Source organism: Aeromonas sp. 2692-1 (assembly GCF_013085505.1).
In the GTDB taxonomy this organism is placed as follows: Bacteria; Pseudomonadota; Gammaproteobacteria; order Enterobacterales; family Aeromonadaceae; genus Aeromonas; species Aeromonas hydrophila.
Genome location: NZ_CP038513.1, coordinates 2,782,933 through 2,804,638, shown reverse-complemented (window position 1 = coordinate 2,804,638; position 21,706 = coordinate 2,782,933). Strand labels below are relative to the sequence as shown.

Sequence of the window (21,706 nt, the reverse complement as noted above, 5' to 3'; positions counted from 1 at the left end):
TTGCAATTGCAGATTATTGGGGTTCAGCCCCGGCCATCAATAGATGGAGGAGATGAATTGCTTGAACCGTTCGGACTTGGGATGGGCGAAGATCTCCTTGGGATTGCCCTCCTCCTCCACACGGCCCTGATGCAAAAACATTACCTTGTTCGACACATCGCGGGCAAACGACATCTCATGGGTCACCACCAGCATGGTGCGCCCCTCTTCGGCCAGCTCGCGCATCAGGCCGAGCACTTCGCCCACCAGCTCGGGATCGAGCGCCGAGGTGGGTTCGTCAAACAGCATCACCTCGGGTTCCACCGCCAGCGCCCGGGCAATGGCCGCCCGCTGCTGCTGGCCGCCGGAGAGGTGACCTGGGTAGTAGTCGCGCCGCTCCCACAGACCCACCCGGTTGAGCAGGTGTTCCGCCTTGGCCATCGCCTCGGCGCGGGGCACCTTGAGCACCTGGATCGGCACCTCGATGATGTTCTGCATGATGGTCATGTGGGACCAGAGATTGAAGCTTTGAAACACCATGGCCAAGCGGCTGCGAATGCGCTCCACCTGGCGCACGTCCTCCGGCAACCGTTCACCGGCCCGGTTGGTTTTCATGCGAATAAGTTCGCCATGGAGGGAAACCGTGCCGGAAGAGGGTGTTTCCAGCAGATTGATACAGCGAAGAAAGGTCGACTTCCCCGAACCGGAGGAGCCGATAAGGGAGATGACATCCCCCTTGTGGGCGGTCATATCGATGCCCTTGAGCACTTCGTGGGTGCCGAAATACTTGTGCAGATCACGAACTTCCAGTGCGGCAACGTCGCTCATCCATTACAACCTTGTCTGTCCCTAGACGCCGCTGGGGCGTGACTCACGCCATCGCTTATTTAACAAAAAGTTAACCGATGGCAACCTTCAGCGAAAATATCACTCGGATAGTTAAAAAACAATACAGAACCGAGGTCTTTGGTGTTTTGTCTGTATTTTTATTGGCCAAACAGGTATTTTTCAGCACTTTGTCTGCATAAAATGCTAAACCACCCTGCCTGATGACACCGCCTTTTTATACCCATAGCGCAAGGCTGGCAAGAAGATTCCTGCCTTTTAGCAGCAAGCCACCCAGATTGACTTTATTCAACCATGCAGTACGCGCATCCTGTTGAAAAATGGGCCTGTCAGGCCCCGTTCTGGCTGCACCAGAATGGGCCGGCGCCCCAACAGCGGGCCTCATTTCGCACCAAAAACATAACATATTGATAAAAAGGCTCCGGATGGAGCAGGCAAACACACAAATATGTGACACAGGCCCAATAAGTGATGATAAGGTGTCATTTTTGTCAGTTTTTGTGATCGAGGCCCCGATGTTGCTCAATGTGTTGCTGATCCTGCTGCCGCTGGTAATCGGCTATCTGGTACCCCTCTCCTCTGCCCGTTTGATCAAGCTGGTCAATCAATCGCTGGGCAAGATGGTCTATCTCATTTTGTTCCTGATGGGGCTGGGGCTCGCCTACGTGGAGAACCTGGGCAGCAATCTGGCGGTGATTTTCAAGGTGGCCGGGGTGATGCTCGCCGCCATTACCCTGTGCAACCTGCTGGCCCTCTGGTGGCTGGACAGGCGCTCACCTCCCACCCACGAGGCCAGCGACGGCCCGATGCCGAGCAAGCTGCACCTGCTGTGGGAGTCGCTGCAGCTCTGTTTCGTGGTGCTGGGTGGCGTCTTGCTGGGGCTACTGGTCGACCTGCGCGCCCTGCCCATCGACAAGTGGAGCGAGTGGGCGCTGATGCTGCTGCTGTTTCTCATCGGGGTGCAGATGCGCAACTCCGGCATGCGGCTGCGCCAGATCCTGCTCAACCCCTGGGGCATGAAGATCGCCGCCACCGTCATCGTCAGCAGCTGGCTGGGCAGCCTACTGGCCGCCCAGCTGCTCGGCATGCCGTTGACCCACGGCCTGGCCCTCAGCTCCAGCTTCGGCTGGTATTCGCTCTCCGGCATCCTGGTGGCCGACAAGCTGGGCCCGGTGCTGGGCTCCGCCGCCTTCATCAACGATCTGGGGCGCGAGCTCATCGCCATCCTGATCATTCCGATGCTGATGCGCCGCCACCCCTCCGCCGCCATCGGCTATGGCGGCGCCACGGCGCTGGACTTCACCCTGCCGGTCATCCAGAAATCCGGCGGCATCCAGGTGGTACCGGTGGCCATCGTCTCCGGCTTTATCCTGAGCCTGCTCGGCCCCATCCTGATCCTGGGCTTCCTGGCCATCTGATTGCCCCTGAGCCACCCACCGTCAACAACGACAAGCCCGGCACTGCTGCCGGGCTTGTCGTTTAAAAGAGGGGAGCCGGGTGTGACAGGCTCCCCGTCAACTCGCAGCCTTCAGGTGCGCCAGCGGCCGCCGCTCATCACCCGCTCGATGGTAAGCGTATCGGGGTCGATCAGCAGCAGATCCGCATCCTGCCCCACCGCCAGCGTGCCCTTGGTCGCCAGCCCCAGCGCCCTGGCCGGATTGGTCGTCACCACCGCCAGCGCCACCTCCAGCGCGACCCCCTTGTCGCAACTCTCCACCAGCGCCTGCCACAGGCTGCCGATCTGGCCGCAGCGCAGCTCGATGAGGCGCCCCTCGCCATCGAAGCGCGGCAAGCTGGCGTTGGCGTCCGAGCTGAAGCTGATGCGATCGGCAGGCACCCCGGCTGCCAGCAGCTCCACCAGGGCGTCGGCCGCCAGCCGCTCGCCATCGTCCAGCAAGTCCGGAAAGCTCGAGGTGGTGAGATCGACCCAGCCACCGGCCCGCCCCCACTCGATGGCCTCGGCAAACAGCCAGGGGTTGCGGTTGCAGTGAGTGGGATAGAGCTGGCGCAGCGGGATGTCGGTGCCATCGCGCAAAGCCCGCAGCGGCGCCAGCGCCCCGCGCCCGTCCCCCAGATGAAAGAAGCTGACCCCGCTCTTGCCGGCGAGCAGCCCGGCCACCCGCGCCTCGCTCACCAGGCGGGCCAGCTCGTCGTGGGTCGGCGCGCTGGATCGGTGATCGCTGATGGCCACCTCCCCCACCCCCAGCACCTCGGGAATGAGCATGATGTCGGACTCCACCGAGCCGGTGAGGGTCTTGACCGGCAGATGGTAGGAGCCGGTATACATGAAGGCGCTCACCCCGGCGGCGCGAAACTCGCGCACCTTGCCTAGCACCAGGGCCGGGCTGCGGGTCAGGCTGTCGGTACCAAGCGCCGCCACCAGGGTAGTGACCCCTGCCCTCAGCGCCTCCCTTGCCGCCAGCTCCGGAGTGCGAAAACCAAAGCCCCCCTCACCACCACCGCCGGTAATGTGGGCCAGCGGATCCACCAGCCCGGGCACCAGATAGCGGCCGCGGCCATCCACCCGCGTCAGTGGCCAGTCGGCGGGGACTGACAAGCCCCGGCCGAGCCAGGCAATGCGGCCATCGGCCACCAGCAGATCCTGGCGGCCCAGCGCAGTCGGGCCATAGAGTTCGGCGCCCTCGATCAGGGTCAACATGTGCATGCTCCTCGTGATGATGATGGGCGCCACAAAGCGCCAGCCATGCTGCACTCTACCCAGCCGGCGGTCATGGTGGGAAGCACTTCCGCACGGCCAAGCGCCCGTTCCCGTAGGCAATGGCCGCCGGATCCGCTAGGCTCAGCGACAATCCCCCTGGCTGACGTCACCCTTCATGAACTATCTCGCTCACCTGCATCTGGCAGCCCATACCCACAGCTCCCTCACCGGCAACCTGCTGGGGGATTTCGTCAAGGGCGCCCTGCCAAGCGCGCTCGGCACCGAACTCGACGAGGGGATCTGGCTGCACCGCAAAATAGATGCCTTCACCGACAGTCACCCCGAACACAGGGCGGCAGTGGCCTGCTTCGAGGCCCCCTGGCGCCGCTTTGGCGGTATCCTGGTGGACATGCTCTATGACCACTGGCTCAGCCTGCACTGGCCGCAGTTTCATGACGAGGCCCTGCCCCGCTTCCTGCAGCAGAGTTACCGGCACCTGCTGGTGGATGCGGAGCGTCTGCCGGATGGGTTGCCACTGCCCCTCAGACGGATGGCGGAGCAGAACTGGATCGCCTCCTATCAGCACAAAGAGGGGCTGGCGCAGGCCCTCAACGGCATCGGCCGCCGGCTGCGCCGCCCCCTGCCGCTCGGCGATGCACTGCTCACCCTCAAGCAAGCGCAATGGCAAGGGTGCGAGGCGGGCTTTCTGCGCTTCTACCCCCAGCTGATGAGCCACAGCGTGCAGCAGCTGGCCCACTATCGCGAGACTGGCGGCCACGCAGGCTTGCGGCCATAAAAAAGGCCCCGTGAGGGGCCTTCTACCAACGCTTCATCAGGCCCCTGGCGTGGCAGGCAGGAAGGTGAACGCCTTGGCCGGCACAAACTTGTCCGCCGTTTCCCCCGCATAGAGCTGACGCTCGGTCAGCGGGAGTTTCTTGACCGGGGCGCCAACACTCAGATCCAGCTGGTCCATGCTCACCCAGAAGGTGTTGGGCAGATGGGTCAGCTCGAAGAAGTAGCGGCGATGCTGTTGATCCGACACGCTGCGCCACAGGGTGGTGGAGATGTTGGGTTGATCCGGGGTGCTGATCCCCATGGGCACCGAGACGTTGCGCATCACGCTCATCACACCGGCCACGGCCTCATTGGCCTGATCCGTCTTGGGCAGGGTCTTGATATAAAAAGAGGCCCGGGCGAAACGATCCGCCGACCGGTTGGTGCCCGGCAGCATGGTGAGCCCGCCTATCTCCTCCCAGTACTCATTGAGTGCCAGCTGCTTGTCGAACACGGGGGAGTTGGTCATCACCTGATAGCTGCGGTCGTGGTGGATCTGCAACTTGCCATTCACGTACTGGAAAATGGCCGAGTCACCGCTGGCATCCGAGATGGAGAGGTGCAGCTGGCCCGGCTTGCCATCCGGCGTCAGGGTGGTCACCACATAGAACTCGTCCTTCGACAGGGCGGCGACCGCCTCGCTGACGGTGGCAAAATTGTCCAGCACATACTGGGCCCAGAGGGAGATGGAGAGCGTCTTGCGCGGATCCTGGTCACTCGGAGTCACATACTCGGACTCGGTCAGGTAGAGCAGGTTGGCCACCAACCCCTCTTCATTCATGCCATCGGCGGTACCCGCGTCAAAACCCGCGGCGACCAGGGAGCCATAGCGCGCGTTCCACGTCATGGAGTGCGGCCCGGCCGCCCCGCTCCGATCGATGCCGCGCGGCAAGGCCCAGAGGTTGGTCGGCATGGCGGCGCGCCAGTCCATGGTACGGCCGGTCACCACCAGACCGCCGTCGCCCTGATAAACGGCGCGGGTACAGGCATCGGCCAGCGAGCTGACCGACAGGGCCATGGTCAAGGCCAACAGGGTTTTCTGGAACAGGGGGCGGGATTGGCGTTTCATAGGGTGCATCACTCAAGGCTGGTGAAAAGGACAGGCTAACGGCTGCCGCTGTATGGGAGCTTAATGAGGATAGTCAGCCGCCCGCCCCCCTCCCACCTCGCGGCGGCCAAGATGTGATCATGTCGACATAGTGGCTGCAAGATCAGCGAGATACAGCGGACATCTGCACTGCCAGCAAGCCCTTGGCCCACCCGCTGTCACGTCAACTCCGGTCGTGTCATGCCTGGGTAGCGCATCCATAAAAAAACCGGACTCCAGGTCCGGTTTGCACAGAGCAGGCACGCTGACACGGGCCTCAGTGGTCCTGCGCCGAAGGCTCACCCTTCTTCTTGCGAATGCTCAGGCTCAGCTCGCGGCCGCGCAGGCGGGCGTAATAGATGGTGCCGATGAAGGCGAGCACGGTGAACACCAGCTCCACCACCGCCAGCCACCGCTCCCCCTCATCCGTGGTGATCAGGGTCAGGGCGTGCAGGAAGTAGGGCATCAACACGAAGTTGCCCCAGGCGTGGGTGTAGGGGTTGCCCTGCACGATCCCCTTGAGCGGGAACAGCAGCGGCACCGTCCAGATCACCGGCAGCAGCCAGGGGTTGAGATCCGGGTGGGGCGAGAGCCACAGATGCCAGAGGATGACCCAGCCCAGCAGGCCGAAGAAGCCGACCAGGGTCAGCAGGCGGGCGAAGCGGGTGCTCACTTGAGGATCTCCAGCACCTGCTCGGGCGGACGACCGATGCGGGCCTGACCGTTCTTGATCACGATGGGCCGCTCGATGAGCTTGGGATGCTGGTGCATGGCGCGAATGAGGTCATCACCGCTCACCTCGCCAAGCCCCAGCTCCTTGTAGAGATCTTCCTTGGTGCGCATCAGCTGACGCGGATCGCTGAACCCCAGCTGGCTCAGCAGGGTGCGGATCTCTGCCTCGCTCGGAGCCTGCTCCAGATAGAGCACCACATCCGGGGCGATCCCGTGCTGTTCCAGCAAGGCCAGGGTTTCACGGCTCTTGGAGCAGCGCGGATTGTGGTAGATTTGGGTCTCGCTCATGATAACTCCCTGATTAATCGCAAGATGGGACAAGAAACGGCGCTATTGTAGGGGAAACTGATGGTCAGGGTAAGCGCGAGAGTGCAGGAATTGAAACGAATTTGTTGGCTGATTGTGGCCGGCCTGCTGACAGCCTGCAGCCCGCCCCCCCAGTTCACCGACAGCCAGAACCAGCCGGTGGCCCTGGCCGACTTTGCCGGCAAGCCGCTGTTGGTCAACTACTTCGCCCCCTGGTGTGCCCCCTGCCTGCGGGAGATACCGCTGCTGGAGGCGCTGGCTCATGAGGGGCAAACTGCCGTGGTGATGGTCAACTACGACCCGGCAACCCCGGCCGAGCTCGCCAAACTGGCCGGACAGTACCACATCGAGGTGCCGCTGCTCATCGCCCGGCAGGAGGCGAGCCTCCCCTTCCCCCGCCCCGCCGGGCTGCCCACCAGCTATCTGCTTGATGGCGAGGGCAAGCTCCAGCAGACCCTGGTGGGTGAGCTCACCCCATCGCGGGTCGAGGCCCTCAGGGCATCAGTCAAAGCGGTGGACCACTGACGCCAACGCCGCTGGTAGCGGCGCCAGCCGGCTGGCGTTCCCGCCATTCTCTTCGCCATCATAAAACGACAAGGGCGCACCGAGGTGCGCCCTTGTCGTGGGTGAGAGCTGCTGGCCCGTCAGCCCTTGAGGCTGTCGAGATCCTTCTTGGCCCGCTCCAGCTCGGTGATGCGCGCCTCCAGTCTGGCCAGGGTCAACTTGTCGTTGGTGGTGCCGCGCGCCACGATAAGCTCGTCGATGGCTGCCTGGTAGTCACCGCGCAGGGAGAGCATTTCGGCCCGTGCCATGTGCAAATCGGTCATCCTGCCCGCCTTGCGATAGGCATCGGAGAGCAGGCTCCAGGCCAGGTTGTTCTCTTCGTGCTCGCGGGCATAGGGGTCGAGAATGGCGATGGACTTCTTGTAATTGCCCCCTTCCAGATAGGCGTTGCCGAGGTTCACCACCACCACCTCGTTGTCCGGCATGCGGGTGCGGAACTTCTCGAGCCGGGCGATGGCCTGGGCGCTGCGCCCCTTGGCCAGGTCGATGTCGGTGAGGGCATCCACCACGAACAGATCCTCGGGGTGGCGAGTCGCCAGCTCCTGCATCAGGGCATCGGCCTCGTCGGTGCGCTTGAGCTGCAGCAGCGCCAGCGCCTTGCCGTAGGTGGCCGCATCCTTGAGCGGGTAGTCCCCCTTCTGCAGGCGGTTGTCAAAATAGGTGAGCAAGGCCTGCGGGCTCTCGGTGCCGAAACGCACCTGGATACGCACCTTGGCCAGCCAGAAGTCGAGACTCGGCGGCAGATCCCGGCGGCCATAGCTGCCCGCCCGGGCGCGCGCCTCGCTGATCCGGGTCTCCGGCAGCGGGTGAGTCAGCAGCATCTCAGGCGGCTTGCTGGCGTAGCGATACTCGGCCGCCAGCTTCTGGAAGAAGTTGGCCATGCCCATGGGATCGAAGCCGGCGTCGTAGAGGGTCTTCATGCCGATCCGGTCCGCTTCGTATTCGTTGTCGCGGGTGTAGTTGATGGCTGACTGCATGGAGAGACCGAGCGTGGTCTGCAGCGCGGCGATGCCCGCGGTGGGGTTGATCACCGCCAGCGCGATGGAGCCCACCAGCCCGGCCAGGGTCATGGCGGAGCTGCTCGCCTGCGCTTCCATGTAGCGGGCGATGTGGCGCTGGGTCACGTGGGTGATTTCGTGCGCCAGTACCGAGGCGAGTTCGCTCTCGCTGTCGGCATAGAGAAACAGGCCGGTGTGCACCTTGACCCGCCCGCCGAGGAAGGCGGCCGCGTTGATGCTGGGGTCGTTGATCAGGAAGAAGGTGAACGGGAAACGCACGCCATCGGCGTTGGAGAGCAGCCGCTGGCCCAGATCGTCGATGTACTGGCTCAAGACGGGATCATCGATGATCGGCAAGCCGGCCCGGGCAAAGCGCATGAAAGCGTTGCCGTAGCGCACCTCCTGCTCGATGGGCAGGGCGGCCACCCCGGCGGTGCCGATGTCGGGAAGCTGGTTGTTGGCCTGGGCATGGAAAGTGGCACCCATCAGGGAAGCCAGCAGGGGGAGCGATGCCATCAGGGGGGAAAAGCGTGCCACGTTATCTCTATCTCCAATCAGACCCTACCGGGACACCGGCAGAATACCCTTGCCCATCAAGGGCTACAAGCGTTGTTTCGCGCTCTCATCACGGCCATAATAGCCGCCTCACGCGCGATGGAGCCTCCATGGAATACCTCGACCTGACCCCCTGGCGCTGCCCCGAGCCGCTGATCCGGCTCAAGCTCTGGCTGCGTCAGGCCAACGCCGGTCAATCCCTGTCCATCCGGCTGGCCGATGCCGGCTCCCGGCAGGACATTCCCGCCTATCTGCAACGCCAGGGTCATGCCTTCACGTTGCAGGAGGCGCCAGACAATACCCTCTCTTTGCAGTTGGTGGTCGGGGCCAAGCCACGGCAAGCCCCAGTAACCTAAGGATGTCGCCATGTTAGAAGTCATCAAGCGCTGGTATCAGACCCGTTTCTCCGATCCCGATGCCGTCACCCTGTTCCTGCTGCTGGTGGCCTGTTTCGCCGTGCTCTGGTTGTTCGGTGATCTCTTGGCGCCGCTGCTGGTGGCGCTGGTGATGGCCTACCTGCTGGAGTGGCCGGTGAGCCGGCTGCAGCGGGCCGGGCTCTCGCGTACCCTGGCCACCAGTCTCATCCTGCTGCTGTTCATCGCCCTCACCGCCATGGCGTTCCTCGGGCTCATCCCGACCCTGGCGAGCCAGGGGCTGAACCTCGCCAAGGAGTCCCCGGCCATGCTCTCCCATGCCCAGGACTATGTGCGCACCCTGCCGGAGCAGTACCCCGAGCTCATCAACGTCACCCTGGTGGAAACCATCATCGACAACATCCGCCAGCGCATCCTGACCGGGGGCGAGCAGCTGGTGAGCGCCTCCCTCAGCTCCCTCATCAACGTGGTGGCCATCCTCATCTACGCCATTCTGGTGCCGCTGATGGTGTTCTTCATGCTCAAGGACAAGCAGATCCTGATGGGCGGACTGCGCCGCTTCCTGCCGCGCAACCGCACCCTGGTCAACCGGGTCTGGGTGGAGATGAACGAGCAGATCCTCAATTACATCCGCGGCAAGGTCATCGAGATCCTGATCGTCGGGGTGATCAGCTATGTGGCCTTCGCCATGCTGGGGCTGCGCTACTCGGTGCTGCTGGCGGTGGCGGTCGGCTTCTCGGTGCTGATCCCCTACATAGGCGCCGCGGCGGTGACGGTACCGGTGGCCATGGTGGCCCTGTTCCAGTGGGGACTGACGCCGGAGTTCACCTGGCTGATGGTGGTCTACACCGTTATTCAGGTGCTCACCGGCAACGTGCTGGAGCCCATCCTCTTCTCCGAGGCGCTCAACCTCCATCCGGTGGCCATCATCATCGCCGTGCTGGTGTTCGGCGGCCTGTGGGGATTCTGGGGGGTCTTCTTCGCCATTCCCCTCGCCACCCTGGTCAAGGCGGTGCTCAACGCCTGGCCCAAGCGCGAAGAGCTGCCCGCCGCGACCAAATAGTGCGATAGTCGTCCCATCATCAGTGACAACGGAGTGTCCATGCGCGTGTTGCAATCCATCAAACGGGCAGGGCTGGCGGCCCTGCTCCTCACCGTGCTGCCAGCTCGGGCCGACATCGACCTCGGCTCGCTGGATCTGCTCTCCAGTGCCAACCCCAGCAGTCCGGTGCCGCAGGGGCTGGTGGGCGGCGCCGTCCTCCTCGGCGGGCAGGCCCGCTATCAGGCGCAGGACAACACCCTCTACCCCATCCCGGGCTTTCTCTATTTCGGCGAGCAATTCATGTACCTGGGAGACCGCGCCCGCTACTACCTGCACAAGGATGAGCGCGTCGCCCTCTACGGTTATGGCCGGGTACGCTTTAGCAACCTGGATCCCGCCGATGAACCGGCGTTTACCGGCATGGACGAGCGCAAAGGGCAGCTGGAAGGGGGGATCGGTGGCAACCTCATCACGCCCTACGCCCTCTTGACCGTGCGGGCCAGCAGCGACATCAGCGGCCGCAGCAAGGGCCAGGAGCTACTGCTGTGGGCCGATTTTCCCATCCTGCGCGACAAGCTGCTGATCATGCCGGGGATGGGGCTGATGCTGCGCAGCGACAAGCTGGCCAACTACTACTTCGGCGGCATCGCCGAGCATGAGGCCACCACCCAGCGCCCGGCCTGGGATACGGGGTCAACCCTCTCCCCCATGGCGGCGCTCATCACCAGCTATCGCTTCAGTCCCGACTGGATCGGCATGTTTGCCATGAACTACGAATGGTATGACGGCGACATCGAGCACAGCCCGCTGGTCCAGCACACTGGCGAACTCTATGCCGGTGTGGGGATCGGCTACATCTGGTAGCCAGCACCGCAGGCAACGACTAGGCCACACACTCGCACAACAAGAAGGGAGCCATCGGCTCCCTTCTTGTTTATCTTCAGTACACACCTTAGAGCGCAGCCAGAAACGCGCCCAGCTGCTCATTGACGAAGGCGGGGTTCTCCAGCGAGGCGATGTGGCCGGCCGCCGGGATCTCTTTGAACGGGCAACCCAGCACCTCGGCCATCAGATAGCCTTCCAGCACCGGCCGCGCCTTGTCCTGACTGCCGGTCATCACCAGCGCAGGCACGCTGATCGCCTCCAGCCACTCGATGCGATCCTCGCGGGTCACGAAGCTGCGGCCCACCACCACCATGGCGGCTACCTTGTCGGCCGGCCAGGCGGCGAGGCGCGCCTTGAAACCGCTCATCAGGCCGGCATCCGGCTGGTCGGCAAAAAACAGCGGCGCCACCTGCTCGACGATGGGGGCCGGGATGGTGCCAAGCTGCTCGATCATCGCCAGCATGCCGAGGTAGCGCTCGCAGGTGATCTGCGGCTCGAGACCGACGAAGCTGTCCATCAGCACCAGGCCCTTGAGGCGCGCGGGAGCCATGCGTGCCAGCTCGACGCCCCACATGCCGCCGATGGAGAGACCCACCAGCACGAACTCATCGATGCCGAGCGCATCGAGCAGCGCCAGATGATCGCGGGCCAGGGTTGCCAGGGTGCAGGCCCCCTCGGGCAGCGCGTCGGAATCGCCGTGGCCCCACAGCTCGGGCACGATGCAGCGATACTGCCCCTTGAGGGCCTCGATTTGCGGCGCCCACATGGCGCTGTCCCACAGGTAGCTGTGACCAAACAACAGTACCGGGCCCTGCCCCTCGTCCAGATAGGCCATCTGGCGGCCCGCGATCTCCATAAATTGCTTCATGTTTTCTCCTGTTTCTGGTGCCGCCTATTGACGGGGCGGCAGTGTAGCACGACCCTCTTGGCAGTGACGCCTGCCTGGTGCAATCTGGAAAAGTGTCAATAAGGAGACGAACATGCCGAAGGACAAGAGCAAGAAACGCCCGCGCCTGGACAAGAAGACCTACGAGCACCACCTCGCCCATCTGCAGGAGGAGCTGGTCAAGCTGCAGGAGTGGGTCAAGCAGGAGGGGCTGAAAGTGGTGGTGCTGTTCGAGGGCCGCGACGCCGCCGGCAAGGGGGGCGTCATCAAGGCGATCACCGAGCCCCTCAACCCCCGGGTCTGCCGGGTCACGGCGCTGCCCGCCCCCTCGGATCGCGAGCGCTCCCAGTGGTACTTTCAGCGCTACGTGGCGCACCTGCCCGCCGCCGGTGAGATGGTGCTGTTCGACCGCTCCTGGTACAACCGGGCCGGGGTCGAACGGGTGATGGGCTTTTGCAGCGACAACGAGTATCGCGAGTTTTTTCGGGCCTGCCCCGAGTTCGAGCGGATGCTGATCCGCGCCGGCATCACGGTGATCAAATACTGGTTCTCGGTCAGCGACGAGGAGCAGGAGAAACGGTTCAAGGAGCGGATCAACACCCCCATCAAGCGCTGGAAGTTCAGCCCGATGGACCTGCAGTCCCGCTCGCGCTGGGTGGAGTACTCCCGCGCCAAGGACGACATGTTCACCTACACCGACACCGAGGATTGTCCCTGGTTCGTGGTGGAGGCGGACGACAAGCGCCGCGCCCGCCTCAACTGCATCTCCCACCTGCTGGGCAAGGTGCCCTATGAGGCGATCCATTACGAGCCCATCACCCTGCCCCCCATCAACACCGAGGGGTATGAGCGCCCGCCGCTGGCCAACCAGCACTTCGTGCCCGACATTACCGCCGCACTCGAGGGCTGAGCCCTGCCACCTTGTCTACCGTTCTCGCCAAACGGCAGGCAATAAAAAGCCGGTCTTGCGACCGGCAAAAAGGCATTGAATCTAAAGAAAGGAAAACCTCGGCAGCCGCCCCTGGTCAGGTGCGGATGTATTTGGCCGTGCGCGGGAAGGCTTGCTCCTTGGCATCGAACAGGTAGCAGGCTTCGGCCGGAATGCCGACGCTGTACTGCTGACCGGTGGCCACGTCCACGTCGGAGCTGGCCTTGACGGTGAAGTCGTGCCCAGCCACGTCCATGTAGACGAAGGATTCGGCCCCCAGGTGTTCAGCCACCTGCACCACCCCGCTCACCTTGCTGTCGGCATGGGGGTGATCCAGCGGCACCAGGTGCTCGGGACGAATACCCAGTTCCACCTTGTCGCCGACCGCGCCGCTGCGGGCATCGACCCGGGCACGCACGGTATCGCCAGTGGTCAGCTTGACCACGCACTCCTGCTCGCCAATCTCCACCAGCTCGCCGGCCAGGAAGTTCATCTTGGGAGAGCCGATGAAGCCGGCCACGAACTTGTTGTCCGGGTTGTGGTAGAGCTCGAGCGGGGTGCCGAACTGCTCCAGGTTGGTGGTCGCCTCGCCCTTGAGCGGGCTCAGCACCACGATGCGGTTGGCTAGCGTCATCGCCTCCACCTGGTCATGGGTCACATAGATGATGGTGGAGTTGAGCTCCTTGTGCAGCTTGGCGATCTCGATGCGCATCTTGACCCGCAGGGCTGCATCCAGGTTGGACAGGGGTTCGTCAAACAGGAACACCTGCGGTTGCTGGACGATGGAGCGGCCGATGGCGACCCGCTGGCGCTGACCGCCGGAGAGTGCCTTGGGCTTGCGGTCCAGCAGCGGCTCGAGACCCAGGATCTCGGCGGCGCGCATCACCCGCTTGTGGATGTTCTCCTTGTCCATCTTCTTGAGCTTCAGACCGAAGGCCATGTTCTCGTAGATGTTCATGTGCGGATAGAGGGCGTAGGACTGGAACACCATGCCCACGTTGCGCTCTACCGGCGGCACGTCGTTCATGTAACGACCGCCGATGGTCAGCTCGCCGCTGGTGATGTCTTCCAGACCCGCGATCATCCGCAGCAGGGTGGACTTGCCGCAACCGGACGGACCGACGAAGACGATGAACTCCCCTTCCTTGATGGCCAGGTTGATATTGCGCAGGGTGTCCTTGTGAACAGCCGGGTCGTAATTTTTGCGAACGTTGTTGAGTACTACTTCAGCCATGTCGAGCTCCGCTCTTGAATCTTTGCAAATCGTGATGGCGGGGGGAGTCGGCTCCCCCGGCCATGAACCTTAACCTTTCACGCCGCCGGCAGTGAGACCACCCACCAGCCAGCGCTGTGCGAGCAGGAACACCACTGTGATGGGGAAGCCCGACAGCACGGCCGCCGCGGCAAAGTCGCCCCACAGGTAGTTCTGCGGATAGAGGTACTGCTGGGCCCCGACCGCCAGGGTCAGATTGTTCACATCCTGCAGCAGGATGGAGGCCATGGGCACCTCGGTAATGGAACCGATGAAGGCCAGGATGAACACCACCGCCAGGATGGGCACCGACAAGGGCAGCAGGATCAGGCGGAATGCCTGCCACGGGGTGGCACCGTCGATGGCCGCCGCTTCCTCCAGGGAGGAGTCGATGGTCTCGAAGTAGCCCTTGATGGTCCAGACGTGCAGGGCGATGCCGCCCATGTAGGCCAGGATCAGGCCGCCGTGGGTGTTGAGACCCAGCCAGGGGATGTAGTCACCAATCTTGTTGAAGAGCGCATAGATGGCCACCAGTGCCAGCACCGCCGGGAACATCTGGAAAATCAGCATGCCCTGCAGGATGGTGGACTTGCCACGAAAACGCAGGCGGGCAAAGGCGTAGGCGCAGGTGGTGGAGAGCACCACGATCATCAGGGCGGTGATGCCTGCGATCTTGATGGAGTTCCACAACCAGGTCAGCACCGGGAACGGCGGCGGCGTGATGCTGCCGTCGGCGTTGGTGATGGACATGCCCAGCGCCAGCTTCCAGTGATCCAGGGTCGGGTTGGAGGGGATGATCTCCCCTACCGCGAAGTTGCCGTTTCTAAACGAGATGGCGATGACCATGATCAGCGGGAAGATGATCAGTGCCAGGAAGCCCCACATCACCAGGTGGGTTGCCCACACCCGGTATTTGACTGATTTGGGTTGTACGATTGCCATGTTGAAGCCTCCTTACAGTTGCTTGTCGGCTTTGGACAATTTCAGGTTGAGCAAGGCCAGCGCACCCACGATGAGGAAGATGGCGGTGGCGATGGCACTGGCCAGACCGTAGTCCTGACCACCCGAGCCCTGGAACGCGATCCGGTAGGTGTAGCTCACCAGCAGGTCGGTGGTACCGGCCGGGGTGCTGGCGCCTATGATGTCCGGCGCGCCGTTGGTCAACAACTGGATGAGCACGAAGTTGTTGAAGTTGAAGGCGAACGAGGCAATCAACAGCGGTGTCAGCGGCTTCATCAAGAGCGGCACTGTGATCTTGAAGAAGTTCTGCACCGGACCGGCACCGTCCATGGCAGACGCTTCATAGAGATCTTCCGGAATGGCTTTGAGCAGCCCCATGCAGAGGATCATCATGTAGGGGTAGCCAAGCCAGGTATTGACGATGAGGATCATCACCTTGGCCAGGAAGGGGTTGGTATACCAGTCCGGCTTGATGCCGAACGCCGCTTCCAGGAACAGGTTGATCTCACCGAAGTTCTGGTTGAACAAGCCCTTGAACACCAGGATGGAGATGAACGCCGGGATGGCATAGGGCAGGATCAGCATGACCCGGTAGAAACCGCGCCCCTTGAGGGACTCCCACTGCACCAGACAGGCCAGCACCATGCCGATGGCCAGGGTGAAGCCCACCGAACAGGCGGAGAAGATCACGGTCCAGATGAAGATCTGCAGGAACGGTGCCTGGATACCCGGATCGGTGACGATGCGGGCGAAGTTCTTCCAGCCCACGCTCACCACGAAGCCTGGCGCCACGCTCTTGCCGACAAACTGGCCCTGCTCGTCGATGTATTGATAGAAGCCGGTGTCGCCGTTGGGCAGCATCAGCTCGCCGCTCTGGTTGTCACGCAGCAGGTTGCTGTCTTTGATCACCACCCCGGACTTGAGCACGGCACCGTCCAGCAGACGGGTGTACTGCTGCTTCTGGGCGGCGAACTTGCGCAGGCTGCTCAGGGTCAGGTGGGTTCCGCCATCCGGCAGCACCAGATCGAGTGCGCTCAGGTGGGTGCGATGGTCGACGATGGCCCGAATGGGTGCCACCTTGTCCACGGCCTCCCCTTCCAGGTGTTGCAGCTGAACAACCTGCACCGGTTCATGGACTCTGCCCTCGCGGACAGCCAGTTCACGGGCCTTGTTGCTCATCAGGGTAACGGGTTGACTGATAAAGGATTGGTCGTCCTGTTTCAGCAGCAGCTGAAACTGATTGTTCTCACCACCCAAGAGGGTGAAATCGAATTCACCGCCCGCCACCTTGTAGGTTTTTTTCAGATGGTAATCTCGCGCCTGCTCGATGGAGAGCAGGTTGGATCCCGAATAGTTGGTGAAGGCGATGCCGATCGTGTAGGCAAGAGGGAAGATGATAAAAACAACCATGCCGGCCACACCGGGGAAGATATAGCGGTGGGCATAGGTCTTCTTGTTCATGAAGACATACAGACCGACGGAGACCACCACCAGATCCAGCAGAGCGAATACCCACTCACCGCTGGCGTACATCATCACGGCTGCATAACCGTTGAGGATGGCTACCAGAGCAGCAATGGTCCACTTAAGCCAGGTGTGCTTATCCTTCGGACCGGCATAGGATTCAATAGAAGGTACTACTTCCATGCCAATTAACCTTTATAACGCCAAGAGAAATTTGAGAGAGTGGGAGGCCATTGCGGCCTCCCGGGTAGTGCGTGCTTACTGAACGATACGCTTGGCAGCGGTATCCAGGGCTTCGTCAACGCTCTGACGGCCGGAGGTTACGTTCTTGAGGGCAGTTTCGAAGGAGGACCAGAAACGGCTCATCTCAGGCACGGACGGCATCGGCTCGCCATTCTGGGCGTTTTGCATGGTTGCCTTGATGTGCGGATCGGATTCCAGGGTCTTCTGGAAGGACTTCAGCGCCACGGCGCCCAGCGGCTTGTCGGCGTTGACCGGAGCCAGACCGGCGTCGGTCAGCAGGTAGTTTTCCAGGAACTCGATGGCCAGATCCTTGTTCGGGCTGGCGGCGTTGATGGTGGCACCCAGTACGCCAACGAAGGCCTTGGCCGGTTTACCCTTCAGGGTCGGCAGCGGCGCTACGCCGTACTTGATGCCGCTCTTGTCCAGGTTGCTCCAGGCCCAGGGACCGTTGATCATCATGGCCACTTCGCCCTTGTTGAACTTGGCATCCATCACACCGTAGTCGATGCCTTTTTCCAGGTGACCGGACTTGATCATCTCGGAGATGTAGCCGACACCGGCCTTGGCACCCGCGTTGGCCACGCCGGTGTCTTTCACGTCATAACCGGTAGCGGTTTTCTTGAAGGCATAACCACCGTTGGCAGCCACCAGCGGGTAGCTGAAATAGGGGGTGTCATAGGCCCACATGATGGCGCGCTTGCCGTTCTTCTTCAGAGTCTCGTCAATCTTGGCGATCTCTTCGAAGGTCTTCGGCGGCTCCGGCAGCAGATCCTTGTTGTAAATCAGGCTGACCGCTTCCACGGCAACCGGGTAGCCGTAGGTCTTGCCATCGACGGTCATGGCATCCCAGGCGAACTGTTCAAACTTGGCTTTGGTGGCTGCATTCGGGGTCACGGGGACCAGCAGACCGGCCTTGACCCACTCACCGTAACGGTCGTGAGCCCAGAAGAAGATGTCCGGACCGTTGCCAGTGGCAGCGGCTTGCTGGAATTTCACTTCCACCTGATCAGGGTGCGCAACCGTCACCTTGATGCCGGTTTCGGCTTCAAACTTCTTACCTACTTCGGCCAGACCATTGTATCCCTTGTCACCGTTAATCCAGATGGTCAGTTGACCTTCGTCAATGGCGGCAGTGGCAGAGCAAGCCACGCCCAGAGTAGCCAGACCGATCAGGGATGACAGCAATTTCTTTTTCATGAGCCTTTCCTTGTATTAGTTCCGCGCTGTAAGAGCATTGTGTGCGAGATGAATATTATCCCAAGCCGTTACCGCCTCACATGACGCAACTCGCATTTTTGAAACGCAATTACGTATTTTCTTCCAGAAAGTTCTGAAAACATTTTCTTATTTCAGGGGGTTATCGCCATTTATTGGCATATTTATCGCCAAATTAAGAAATTAAATTACCAAAGAGAAATAAAAAAACATGAATGAAAGGGTTTTCACCTCACTGAAAACCCTTTCACGGGGATTATTCTGTTTAATTTGTTAACAAAGCACCGAGTTGGTTTCGCTGCTGCCTACCCCGTTAAATAAAAAGACACCGCAGCGAAGTGCGGTGTCTTTTTGCCAAAACTGGAAAGCAGATCACATTACGACTGGCGCAGCAGCTGATCCTTGAGGTTGGGCGGGACCCCCTTGATGGTCAGGGTATCGGTCTGGGGATCGTAGAACACCCGGCTGTTAAGCAGCTTCTGCTCGAAGCTCAAAGTCAGGCCGCCACCGGAGCCGACGAACTTGGTCAAGCCGCGCAGGGTCGAACGGTCGGCCGGGAAGCGATCTTCCAGCTCGTACTCCTGACCGATGAAGCTGTAAAAATCGAGATCGCCATCGCCCGGCAATTCCGCCGACAGCTCCTTGATCTCGATCTCTTCACCGGCGCTGGCCTGCTCGGTGCAATATTTGAAGACCTGCTTCTTGTAGTCGTTGCGCTCGGCCGGCTCGAGCTGGCGGCTGTCGCAATAATCGTCCACCGCCTGCAGCAGCCCCTTATTCTGGATCTTGGCATCCATCCCCTCGCGGGCACCCAGCAGATCCATGAAAAAGTCACCCAGCTTGCGACCAACCCGGCCCTTGCTGAAGGTGATATAACGGCGCGAATCCGGCTGGGTTTTCCATTCGGTCAGATCGATGCGGGCTACCAGGTTCAATTTGCCGATATCCAGATACTGGATGTGACGCAGCTCCAGCGCCTCGCTGACGGTGACGCTCTCCTTGCCCTCCAGCAGGGCGATCATCAGATAATCCACCCCCACGTAGTTGTATTTGGCAAACAGCAGCACCCCCTGCTCGTCGAGGGCGTGCTCCACCAGCTGCTTGACCAGCAGTTGGGTCATCTCGACCGAGAAGGGGACGAAGTCGGTCTGTTCGCCGAGCAGCCGTTCGAGGGCGATGCGAAAGAGCGGAGAAGGCTGTTTGGGGGCGCTCTCCCCCTCCGCCAGCTCGGCGACGGCGGCCTCGGGGTCGGCAAAGAAGCCAAAACCCTTGCCCCCCTTGCCGTTGTAAATGCGATGCAGCTCCGCCATCAGCCCCTGTACCGCCTCATCGGCAGGCAGGAGCTGGCTGCGGGTGTCGGCGTGAGGTTGACCATCGCCGCCCTGGCGCAGGGAGTGAAGAATGATCTTGTCGATATCGAGACTCATGTCACAAAGCCATAGTGTTAGCCGAAAGGGTGAAGTATTATAAGGCGCTTTGAACCGAGATGAACCCAAGATTATGCCCATCGTATCAAAGTACAATAACGAGCAGTTTGACGCCCTGATGAACGACCTGATCACCGCCCTGGAGAAGCACAAAGCGCCGGTGGATCTGAGTCTGATGGTGCTCGGCAACCTGACCACCAATATCATCAATGGCATGGCCCCGGCCCAGCGTCAGGCGATCACCGAAAAATACATCCAGGCGCTCACCGCCTCGGTGGATCATCGCCACGATGCTCACTGAGTCTCTTCGCATTCTTTGATGTTTTTCAAGCAGATGGATCACTATGGTCGAAACCGGCAACCCCTATCGGGATAATGTTTCTCGCCTGATCACCTGGGGGCATTGGTTCTCCTTCTTCAACATCATTCTGGCCATGCTGATTGCCACCCGCTACCTGGGGGCGATCAGCTGGCCGTCGACCACGCTCGGCGTGACCTATCTCATCATCAGCTGGATCGGTCACTTCTCGTTTCTGAGCTTTGTCACCTATCTGTTGACGATCTTCCCCCTGAGTTTCGTGCTGCCCAAGGAGAAGCCGCTGCGCTTCATCTCGGCCATCATCGCCACTTTGGCGCTGGTGCTGCTGCTCATCGACACCCAGGTGTTCCAGCTGTTCAAGTTCCACCTCAACGGCCAGGTGTGGCAGTTGCTGCTGGATCAGGCCCAGACCGAGGAAGGCTCGATCTGGAGCATCATCTTCGTGGCGGTACCCACCATCTTCCTGGTGCAGCTGCTGCTGTCGGCCTATGTCTGGCGCAAGATCAACAAGCGCAAGCGCCGTCAGTACGGCAATCAGGTGGGGCTGGCCCTGCTGGTCTGCTTCATCCTGACCCACGTGGTCAACAGCTGGGCCGATGCCACTCTGTATCAGCCCATCACCATGCAGCGCGCCAACTTCCCGCTCTCCTACCCGATGACCGCCAAGAGCTTCCTCGCCAAGCACGGCTGGCTGGATCTGGATCAGTACGAGAAGAAGGCCGAGTCACAGGATGGTGACAATGCGAGCCGCTTGCGCTACCCGCTGCGCCCGCTCAGCGTCAACGCCCCGCTGACCCACAAGAACCTGCTGATCGTGGTGGTCGACTCCCTGCGGGCCGACATGCTCAACAACATCAACATGCCCAATCTGCAGCGCTATGCGGATCAGCACCTCAACTTTGCCAACCACATGAGCGGTGGCAACGACGATGTGATGGGGATGTTCAGCCTGTTCTACGGCCTGCCGGGTCACTACTACGACGACATTCGCAACGACAAGACGCCGCCGGTGCTGTTCGACGAGATGCTGCGCCAGGACTACCAGTTCGGCCTGTTCGGCGCGCTGGAAGATGCCCAGAAGTACCGTCAGAGCATTCTCTCCGGCCTGCGCAAGCAGGTGTTCGTCTCCGAGCAGACCGACGACACCCAGCTCATCGGCGACTGGCAGCAGTGGCTTGCCAAGCGCTCGCCAGACAGGCCCTGGTTCTCGCTGGTCTATCTGTCGAGCCCGGGTGACTACCAGCTGCCGGCCAACGTGAAGGGGCCCTTCCAGCCGGAGCTCACCAAGTTCAACCCGGCCACTGCCTATCAGGCCGAGAATCTGGTGAAGCTGGAGAACCGCTACAAGAATGCGGTCTTCTATACCGACCAGTTGCTGGAACAGATGCTGGCCCAGCTGCAACAGCAGGGGCTCGGCGAGCAGACCATCGTCGTGGTCACCGCCAACCACGGTCAGGAGTTCAACGAGACCCAGAACAACAGCTGGGGCTATGGCACCAACTACTCGCCCTATCAGGTGCAGGTGCCGTTCGTGCTGGCTTGGCCCGGCAACGATACCCTGCCGACGAGCCCGGTGAGCAGCCACCTGGATCTGGTGCCGACCCTGATGCAGAGCATGCTGGGGGTGCGCAATGCGCCACGGGACTACAGCATCGGCCGCAACCTGTTCGACACCAGCCCGCGCAACTGGCTGCTGGCGGGGGATCAGCGCGACTTTGCCATCTATCAGGGCAACACCATCACCCACTTCAACAAGCAGGGTGACTTCGAGCTGCTGGAGCGAAACAGCTACCGTCCCATCAAGCACGGCACCCCCGACATGGGCGTCATGATCCAGGTGATGAACGAGCTGAACCGCTTCTATCGCGCCCCCTGATAGCCGCCTCGTGCCCTTTGAAAACCCGCTCCTGCAGCGGGTTTTTTATTGCCGATATCACCTTGGCATGAAGCTGCCAAGCCCTCAGCCAACACCTTGCCACCCTCCCCCGTTTCATCCCCTGTCTGCCCGCCCAGCACCCTGCCGGCGCAAACGTTGGCCCGCGTTGCTACTGATGCCTTCATCAAAAAATGCAGTCTGATCAGGATCATAAAAACAAAATGATAATAATTATCAATCGTTGATCTGGCTGGACCTCTCTGCAATAATCCGCG

The 21,706-nt window shown here is 61.5% G+C and carries 21 protein-coding genes; 9 read left to right on the top strand and 12 right to left on the bottom strand.

The features are described from left to right. Nucleotides 1–36: 36 nt before the first annotated feature. Nucleotides 37–807, bottom strand: a complete 771-nt coding sequence (locus E5E97_RS13390; protein WP_011705574.1) for an ABC transporter ATP-binding protein — start codon at nt 805–807, stop codon at nt 37–39. A gap of 533 nt (nt 808–1,340) precedes the next feature. Between E5E97_RS13390 and E5E97_RS13385 the strand changes: the two genes are divergently transcribed. Further along, nucleotides 1,341–2,243: a lysine exporter LysO family protein gene (locus tag E5E97_RS13385; protein ID WP_146061850.1), complete on the top strand. Its 903-nt coding sequence runs from the start codon at nt 1,341–1,343 to the stop codon at nt 2,241–2,243. 110 nt (nt 2,244–2,353) lie between these two features. Here E5E97_RS13385 and iadA read toward each other — a convergent pair whose 3' ends face one another. Beyond that, entirely contained in the window at nt 2,354–3,484 is a 1,131-nt protein-coding gene (gene iadA, locus E5E97_RS13380) for a beta-aspartyl-peptidase (RefSeq protein WP_171280403.1), read from the bottom strand. 175 nt (nt 3,485–3,659) lie between these two features. Between iadA and E5E97_RS13375 the strand changes: the two genes are divergently transcribed. Beyond that, the gene (locus tag E5E97_RS13375) at nt 3,660–4,280 is read left to right on the top strand and encodes an ACP phosphodiesterase (protein ID WP_171280402.1); all 621 of its coding nucleotides are present in this window, start codon (nt 3,660–3,662) and stop codon (nt 4,278–4,280) included. 36 nt (nt 4,281–4,316) lie between these two features. On the opposite strand, the gene E5E97_RS13370 is transcribed toward E5E97_RS13375, so the two are convergent. From E5E97_RS13370 to arsC, 3 genes are all read right to left on the bottom strand, one after another. Beyond that, entirely contained in the window at nt 4,317–5,387 is a 1,071-nt protein-coding gene (locus E5E97_RS13370) for a linear amide C-N hydrolase (protein WP_171280401.1), read from the bottom strand. A gap of 295 nt (nt 5,388–5,682) precedes the next feature. Continuing rightward, on the bottom strand, nt 5,683–6,078 hold the full coding sequence (locus E5E97_RS13365; RefSeq protein ID WP_171280400.1) for a DUF2069 domain-containing protein: 396 nt from the start codon (nt 6,076–6,078) through the stop codon (nt 5,683–5,685). Beyond that, a complete protein-coding gene (gene arsC / locus E5E97_RS13360) occupies nt 6,075–6,425 on the bottom strand; it encodes an arsenate reductase (glutaredoxin) (RefSeq protein WP_103827723.1) in 351 nt (116 codons plus the stop codon). Before arsC ends, E5E97_RS13365 begins: the two co-directional genes overlap by 4 nt. 60 nt (nt 6,426–6,485) lie before the next feature. On the opposite strand from arsC, the gene E5E97_RS13355 reads away from it, so the two are divergent. Then, a complete protein-coding gene (locus E5E97_RS13355) occupies nt 6,486–6,968 on the top strand; it encodes a TlpA disulfide reductase family protein (protein WP_171280399.1) in 483 nt (160 codons plus the stop codon). A 119-nt stretch (nt 6,969–7,087) separates the two neighbouring features. On the opposite strand, the gene E5E97_RS13350 is transcribed toward E5E97_RS13355, so the two are convergent. After that, complete coding sequence (locus E5E97_RS13350; protein WP_348981351.1) at nt 7,088–8,542, bottom strand: M48 family metalloprotease; 1,455 nt, start codon at nt 8,540–8,542, stop codon at nt 7,088–7,090. Between the two features lie 128 nt (nt 8,543–8,670). Here E5E97_RS13350 and E5E97_RS13345 point away from each other — a divergent pair, with 128 nt between their 5' ends. From E5E97_RS13345 to E5E97_RS13335, 3 genes are read left to right on the top strand one after another with little or no spacing between them, the layout of a single operon-like run. Next, the gene (locus E5E97_RS13345; protein ID WP_016350321.1) at nt 8,671–8,916 is read left to right on the top strand and encodes a sulfurtransferase TusA family protein; all 246 of its coding nucleotides are present in this window, start codon (nt 8,671–8,673) and stop codon (nt 8,914–8,916) included. A 10-nt stretch (nt 8,917–8,926) separates the two neighbouring features. After that, complete coding sequence (locus E5E97_RS13340; protein WP_029301299.1) at nt 8,927–9,997, top strand: AI-2E family transporter; 1,071 nt, start codon at nt 8,927–8,929, stop codon at nt 9,995–9,997. Between the two features lie 39 nt (nt 9,998–10,036). Further along, a complete protein-coding gene (locus E5E97_RS13335) occupies nt 10,037–10,840 on the top strand; it encodes a MipA/OmpV family protein (protein ID WP_171280398.1) in 804 nt (267 codons plus the stop codon). An 88-nt stretch (nt 10,841–10,928) separates the two neighbouring features. On the opposite strand, the gene E5E97_RS13330 is transcribed toward E5E97_RS13335, so the two are convergent. Beyond that, complete coding sequence (locus tag E5E97_RS13330) at nt 10,929–11,729, bottom strand: alpha/beta fold hydrolase (RefSeq protein WP_171280397.1); 801 nt, start codon at nt 11,727–11,729, stop codon at nt 10,929–10,931. Between the two features lie 112 nt (nt 11,730–11,841). Here E5E97_RS13330 and ppk2 point away from each other — a divergent pair, with 112 nt between their 5' ends. Continuing rightward, nucleotides 11,842–12,657, top strand: a complete 816-nt coding sequence (gene ppk2 / locus E5E97_RS13325; RefSeq protein WP_171280396.1) for a polyphosphate kinase 2 — start codon at nt 11,842–11,844, stop codon at nt 12,655–12,657. A gap of 115 nt (nt 12,658–12,772) precedes the next feature. Here the strand turns inward: ppk2 and E5E97_RS13320 are convergent, their stop codons facing one another. From E5E97_RS13320 to yejK, 5 genes are all read right to left on the bottom strand, one after another. Continuing rightward, nucleotides 12,773–13,909: an ABC transporter ATP-binding protein gene (locus tag E5E97_RS13320; protein WP_011705560.1), complete on the bottom strand. Its 1,137-nt coding sequence runs from the start codon at nt 13,907–13,909 to the stop codon at nt 12,773–12,775. A gap of 69 nt (nt 13,910–13,978) precedes the next feature. Next, entirely contained in the window at nt 13,979–14,869 is an 891-nt protein-coding gene (gene malG / locus E5E97_RS13315) for a maltose ABC transporter permease MalG (RefSeq protein ID WP_005299600.1), read from the bottom strand. A gap of 12 nt (nt 14,870–14,881) precedes the next feature. Next, nucleotides 14,882–16,534 (bottom strand): maltose ABC transporter permease MalF, encoded by a 1,653-nt coding sequence (gene malF / locus E5E97_RS13310; RefSeq protein ID WP_011705559.1) that lies wholly within the window; start codon nt 16,532–16,534, stop codon nt 14,882–14,884. 75 nt (nt 16,535–16,609) lie between these two features. Further along, nucleotides 16,610–17,791: a maltose/maltodextrin ABC transporter substrate-binding protein MalE gene (gene malE / locus E5E97_RS13305; RefSeq protein ID WP_011705558.1), complete on the bottom strand. Its 1,182-nt coding sequence runs from the start codon at nt 17,789–17,791 to the stop codon at nt 16,610–16,612. A 395-nt stretch (nt 17,792–18,186) separates the two neighbouring features. Next, the gene (gene yejK, locus E5E97_RS13300) at nt 18,187–19,236 is read right to left on the bottom strand and encodes a nucleoid-associated protein YejK (protein ID WP_016350315.1); all 1,050 of its coding nucleotides are present in this window, start codon (nt 19,234–19,236) and stop codon (nt 18,187–18,189) included. A 73-nt stretch (nt 19,237–19,309) separates the two neighbouring features. Here yejK and E5E97_RS13295 point away from each other — a divergent pair, with 73 nt between their 5' ends. Continuing rightward, entirely contained in the window at nt 19,310–19,537 is a 228-nt protein-coding gene (locus E5E97_RS13295; RefSeq protein WP_011705556.1) for a DUF1414 domain-containing protein, read from the top strand. 43 nt (nt 19,538–19,580) lie between these two features. Then, the gene (locus E5E97_RS13290; protein WP_016350314.1) at nt 19,581–21,431 is read left to right on the top strand and encodes a DUF3413 domain-containing protein; all 1,851 of its coding nucleotides are present in this window, start codon (nt 19,581–19,583) and stop codon (nt 21,429–21,431) included. Nucleotides 21,432–21,706 lie beyond the last annotated feature (275 nt).

What these genes read in the sequence shown, in the direction of transcription:
- E5E97_RS13390 (WP_011705574.1), bottom strand. Translation starts at nt 807, where the DNA reads ATGAGCGACGTTGCCGCACTGGAAGTTCGTGATCTGCACAAGTATTTC.
- E5E97_RS13385 (WP_146061850.1), top strand. Translation starts at nt 1,341, where the DNA reads ATGTTGCTCAATGTGTTGCTGATCCTGCTGCCGCTGGTAATCGGCTAT.
- iadA (WP_171280403.1), bottom strand. Translation starts at nt 3,484, where the DNA reads ATGTTGACCCTGATCGAGGGCGCCGAACTCTATGGCCCGACTGCGCTG.
- E5E97_RS13375 (WP_171280402.1), top strand. Translation starts at nt 3,660, where the DNA reads ATGAACTATCTCGCTCACCTGCATCTGGCAGCCCATACCCACAGCTCC.
- E5E97_RS13370 (WP_171280401.1), bottom strand. Translation starts at nt 5,387, where the DNA reads ATGAAACGCCAATCCCGCCCCCTGTTCCAGAAAACCCTGTTGGCCTTG.
- arsC (WP_103827723.1), bottom strand. Translation starts at nt 6,425, where the DNA reads ATGAGCGAGACCCAAATCTACCACAATCCGCGCTGCTCCAAGAGCCGT.
- E5E97_RS13355 (WP_171280399.1), top strand. Translation starts at nt 6,486, where the DNA reads ATGGTCAGGGTAAGCGCGAGAGTGCAGGAATTGAAACGAATTTGTTGG.
- E5E97_RS13345 (WP_016350321.1), top strand. Translation starts at nt 8,671, where the DNA reads ATGGAATACCTCGACCTGACCCCCTGGCGCTGCCCCGAGCCGCTGATC.
- E5E97_RS13340 (WP_029301299.1), top strand. Translation starts at nt 8,927, where the DNA reads ATGTTAGAAGTCATCAAGCGCTGGTATCAGACCCGTTTCTCCGATCCC.
- E5E97_RS13335 (WP_171280398.1), top strand. Translation starts at nt 10,037, where the DNA reads ATGCGCGTGTTGCAATCCATCAAACGGGCAGGGCTGGCGGCCCTGCTC.
- E5E97_RS13330 (WP_171280397.1), bottom strand. Translation starts at nt 11,729, where the DNA reads ATGAAGCAATTTATGGAGATCGCGGGCCGCCAGATGGCCTATCTGGAC.
- ppk2 (WP_171280396.1), top strand. Translation starts at nt 11,842, where the DNA reads ATGCCGAAGGACAAGAGCAAGAAACGCCCGCGCCTGGACAAGAAGACC.
- E5E97_RS13320 (WP_011705560.1), bottom strand. Translation starts at nt 13,909, where the DNA reads ATGGCTGAAGTAGTACTCAACAACGTTCGCAAAAATTACGACCCGGCT.
- malG (WP_005299600.1), bottom strand. Translation starts at nt 14,869, where the DNA reads ATGGCAATCGTACAACCCAAATCAGTCAAATACCGGGTGTGGGCAACC.
- malF (WP_011705559.1), bottom strand. Translation starts at nt 16,534, where the DNA reads ATGGAAGTAGTACCTTCTATTGAATCCTATGCCGGTCCGAAGGATAAG.
- malE (WP_011705558.1), bottom strand. Translation starts at nt 17,791, where the DNA reads ATGAAAAAGAAATTGCTGTCATCCCTGATCGGTCTGGCTACTCTGGGC.
- yejK (WP_016350315.1), bottom strand. Translation starts at nt 19,236, where the DNA reads ATGAGTCTCGATATCGACAAGATCATTCTTCACTCCCTGCGCCAGGGC.
- E5E97_RS13295 (WP_011705556.1), top strand. Translation starts at nt 19,310, where the DNA reads ATGCCCATCGTATCAAAGTACAATAACGAGCAGTTTGACGCCCTGATG.
- E5E97_RS13290 (WP_016350314.1), top strand. Translation starts at nt 19,581, where the DNA reads ATGGTCGAAACCGGCAACCCCTATCGGGATAATGTTTCTCGCCTGATC.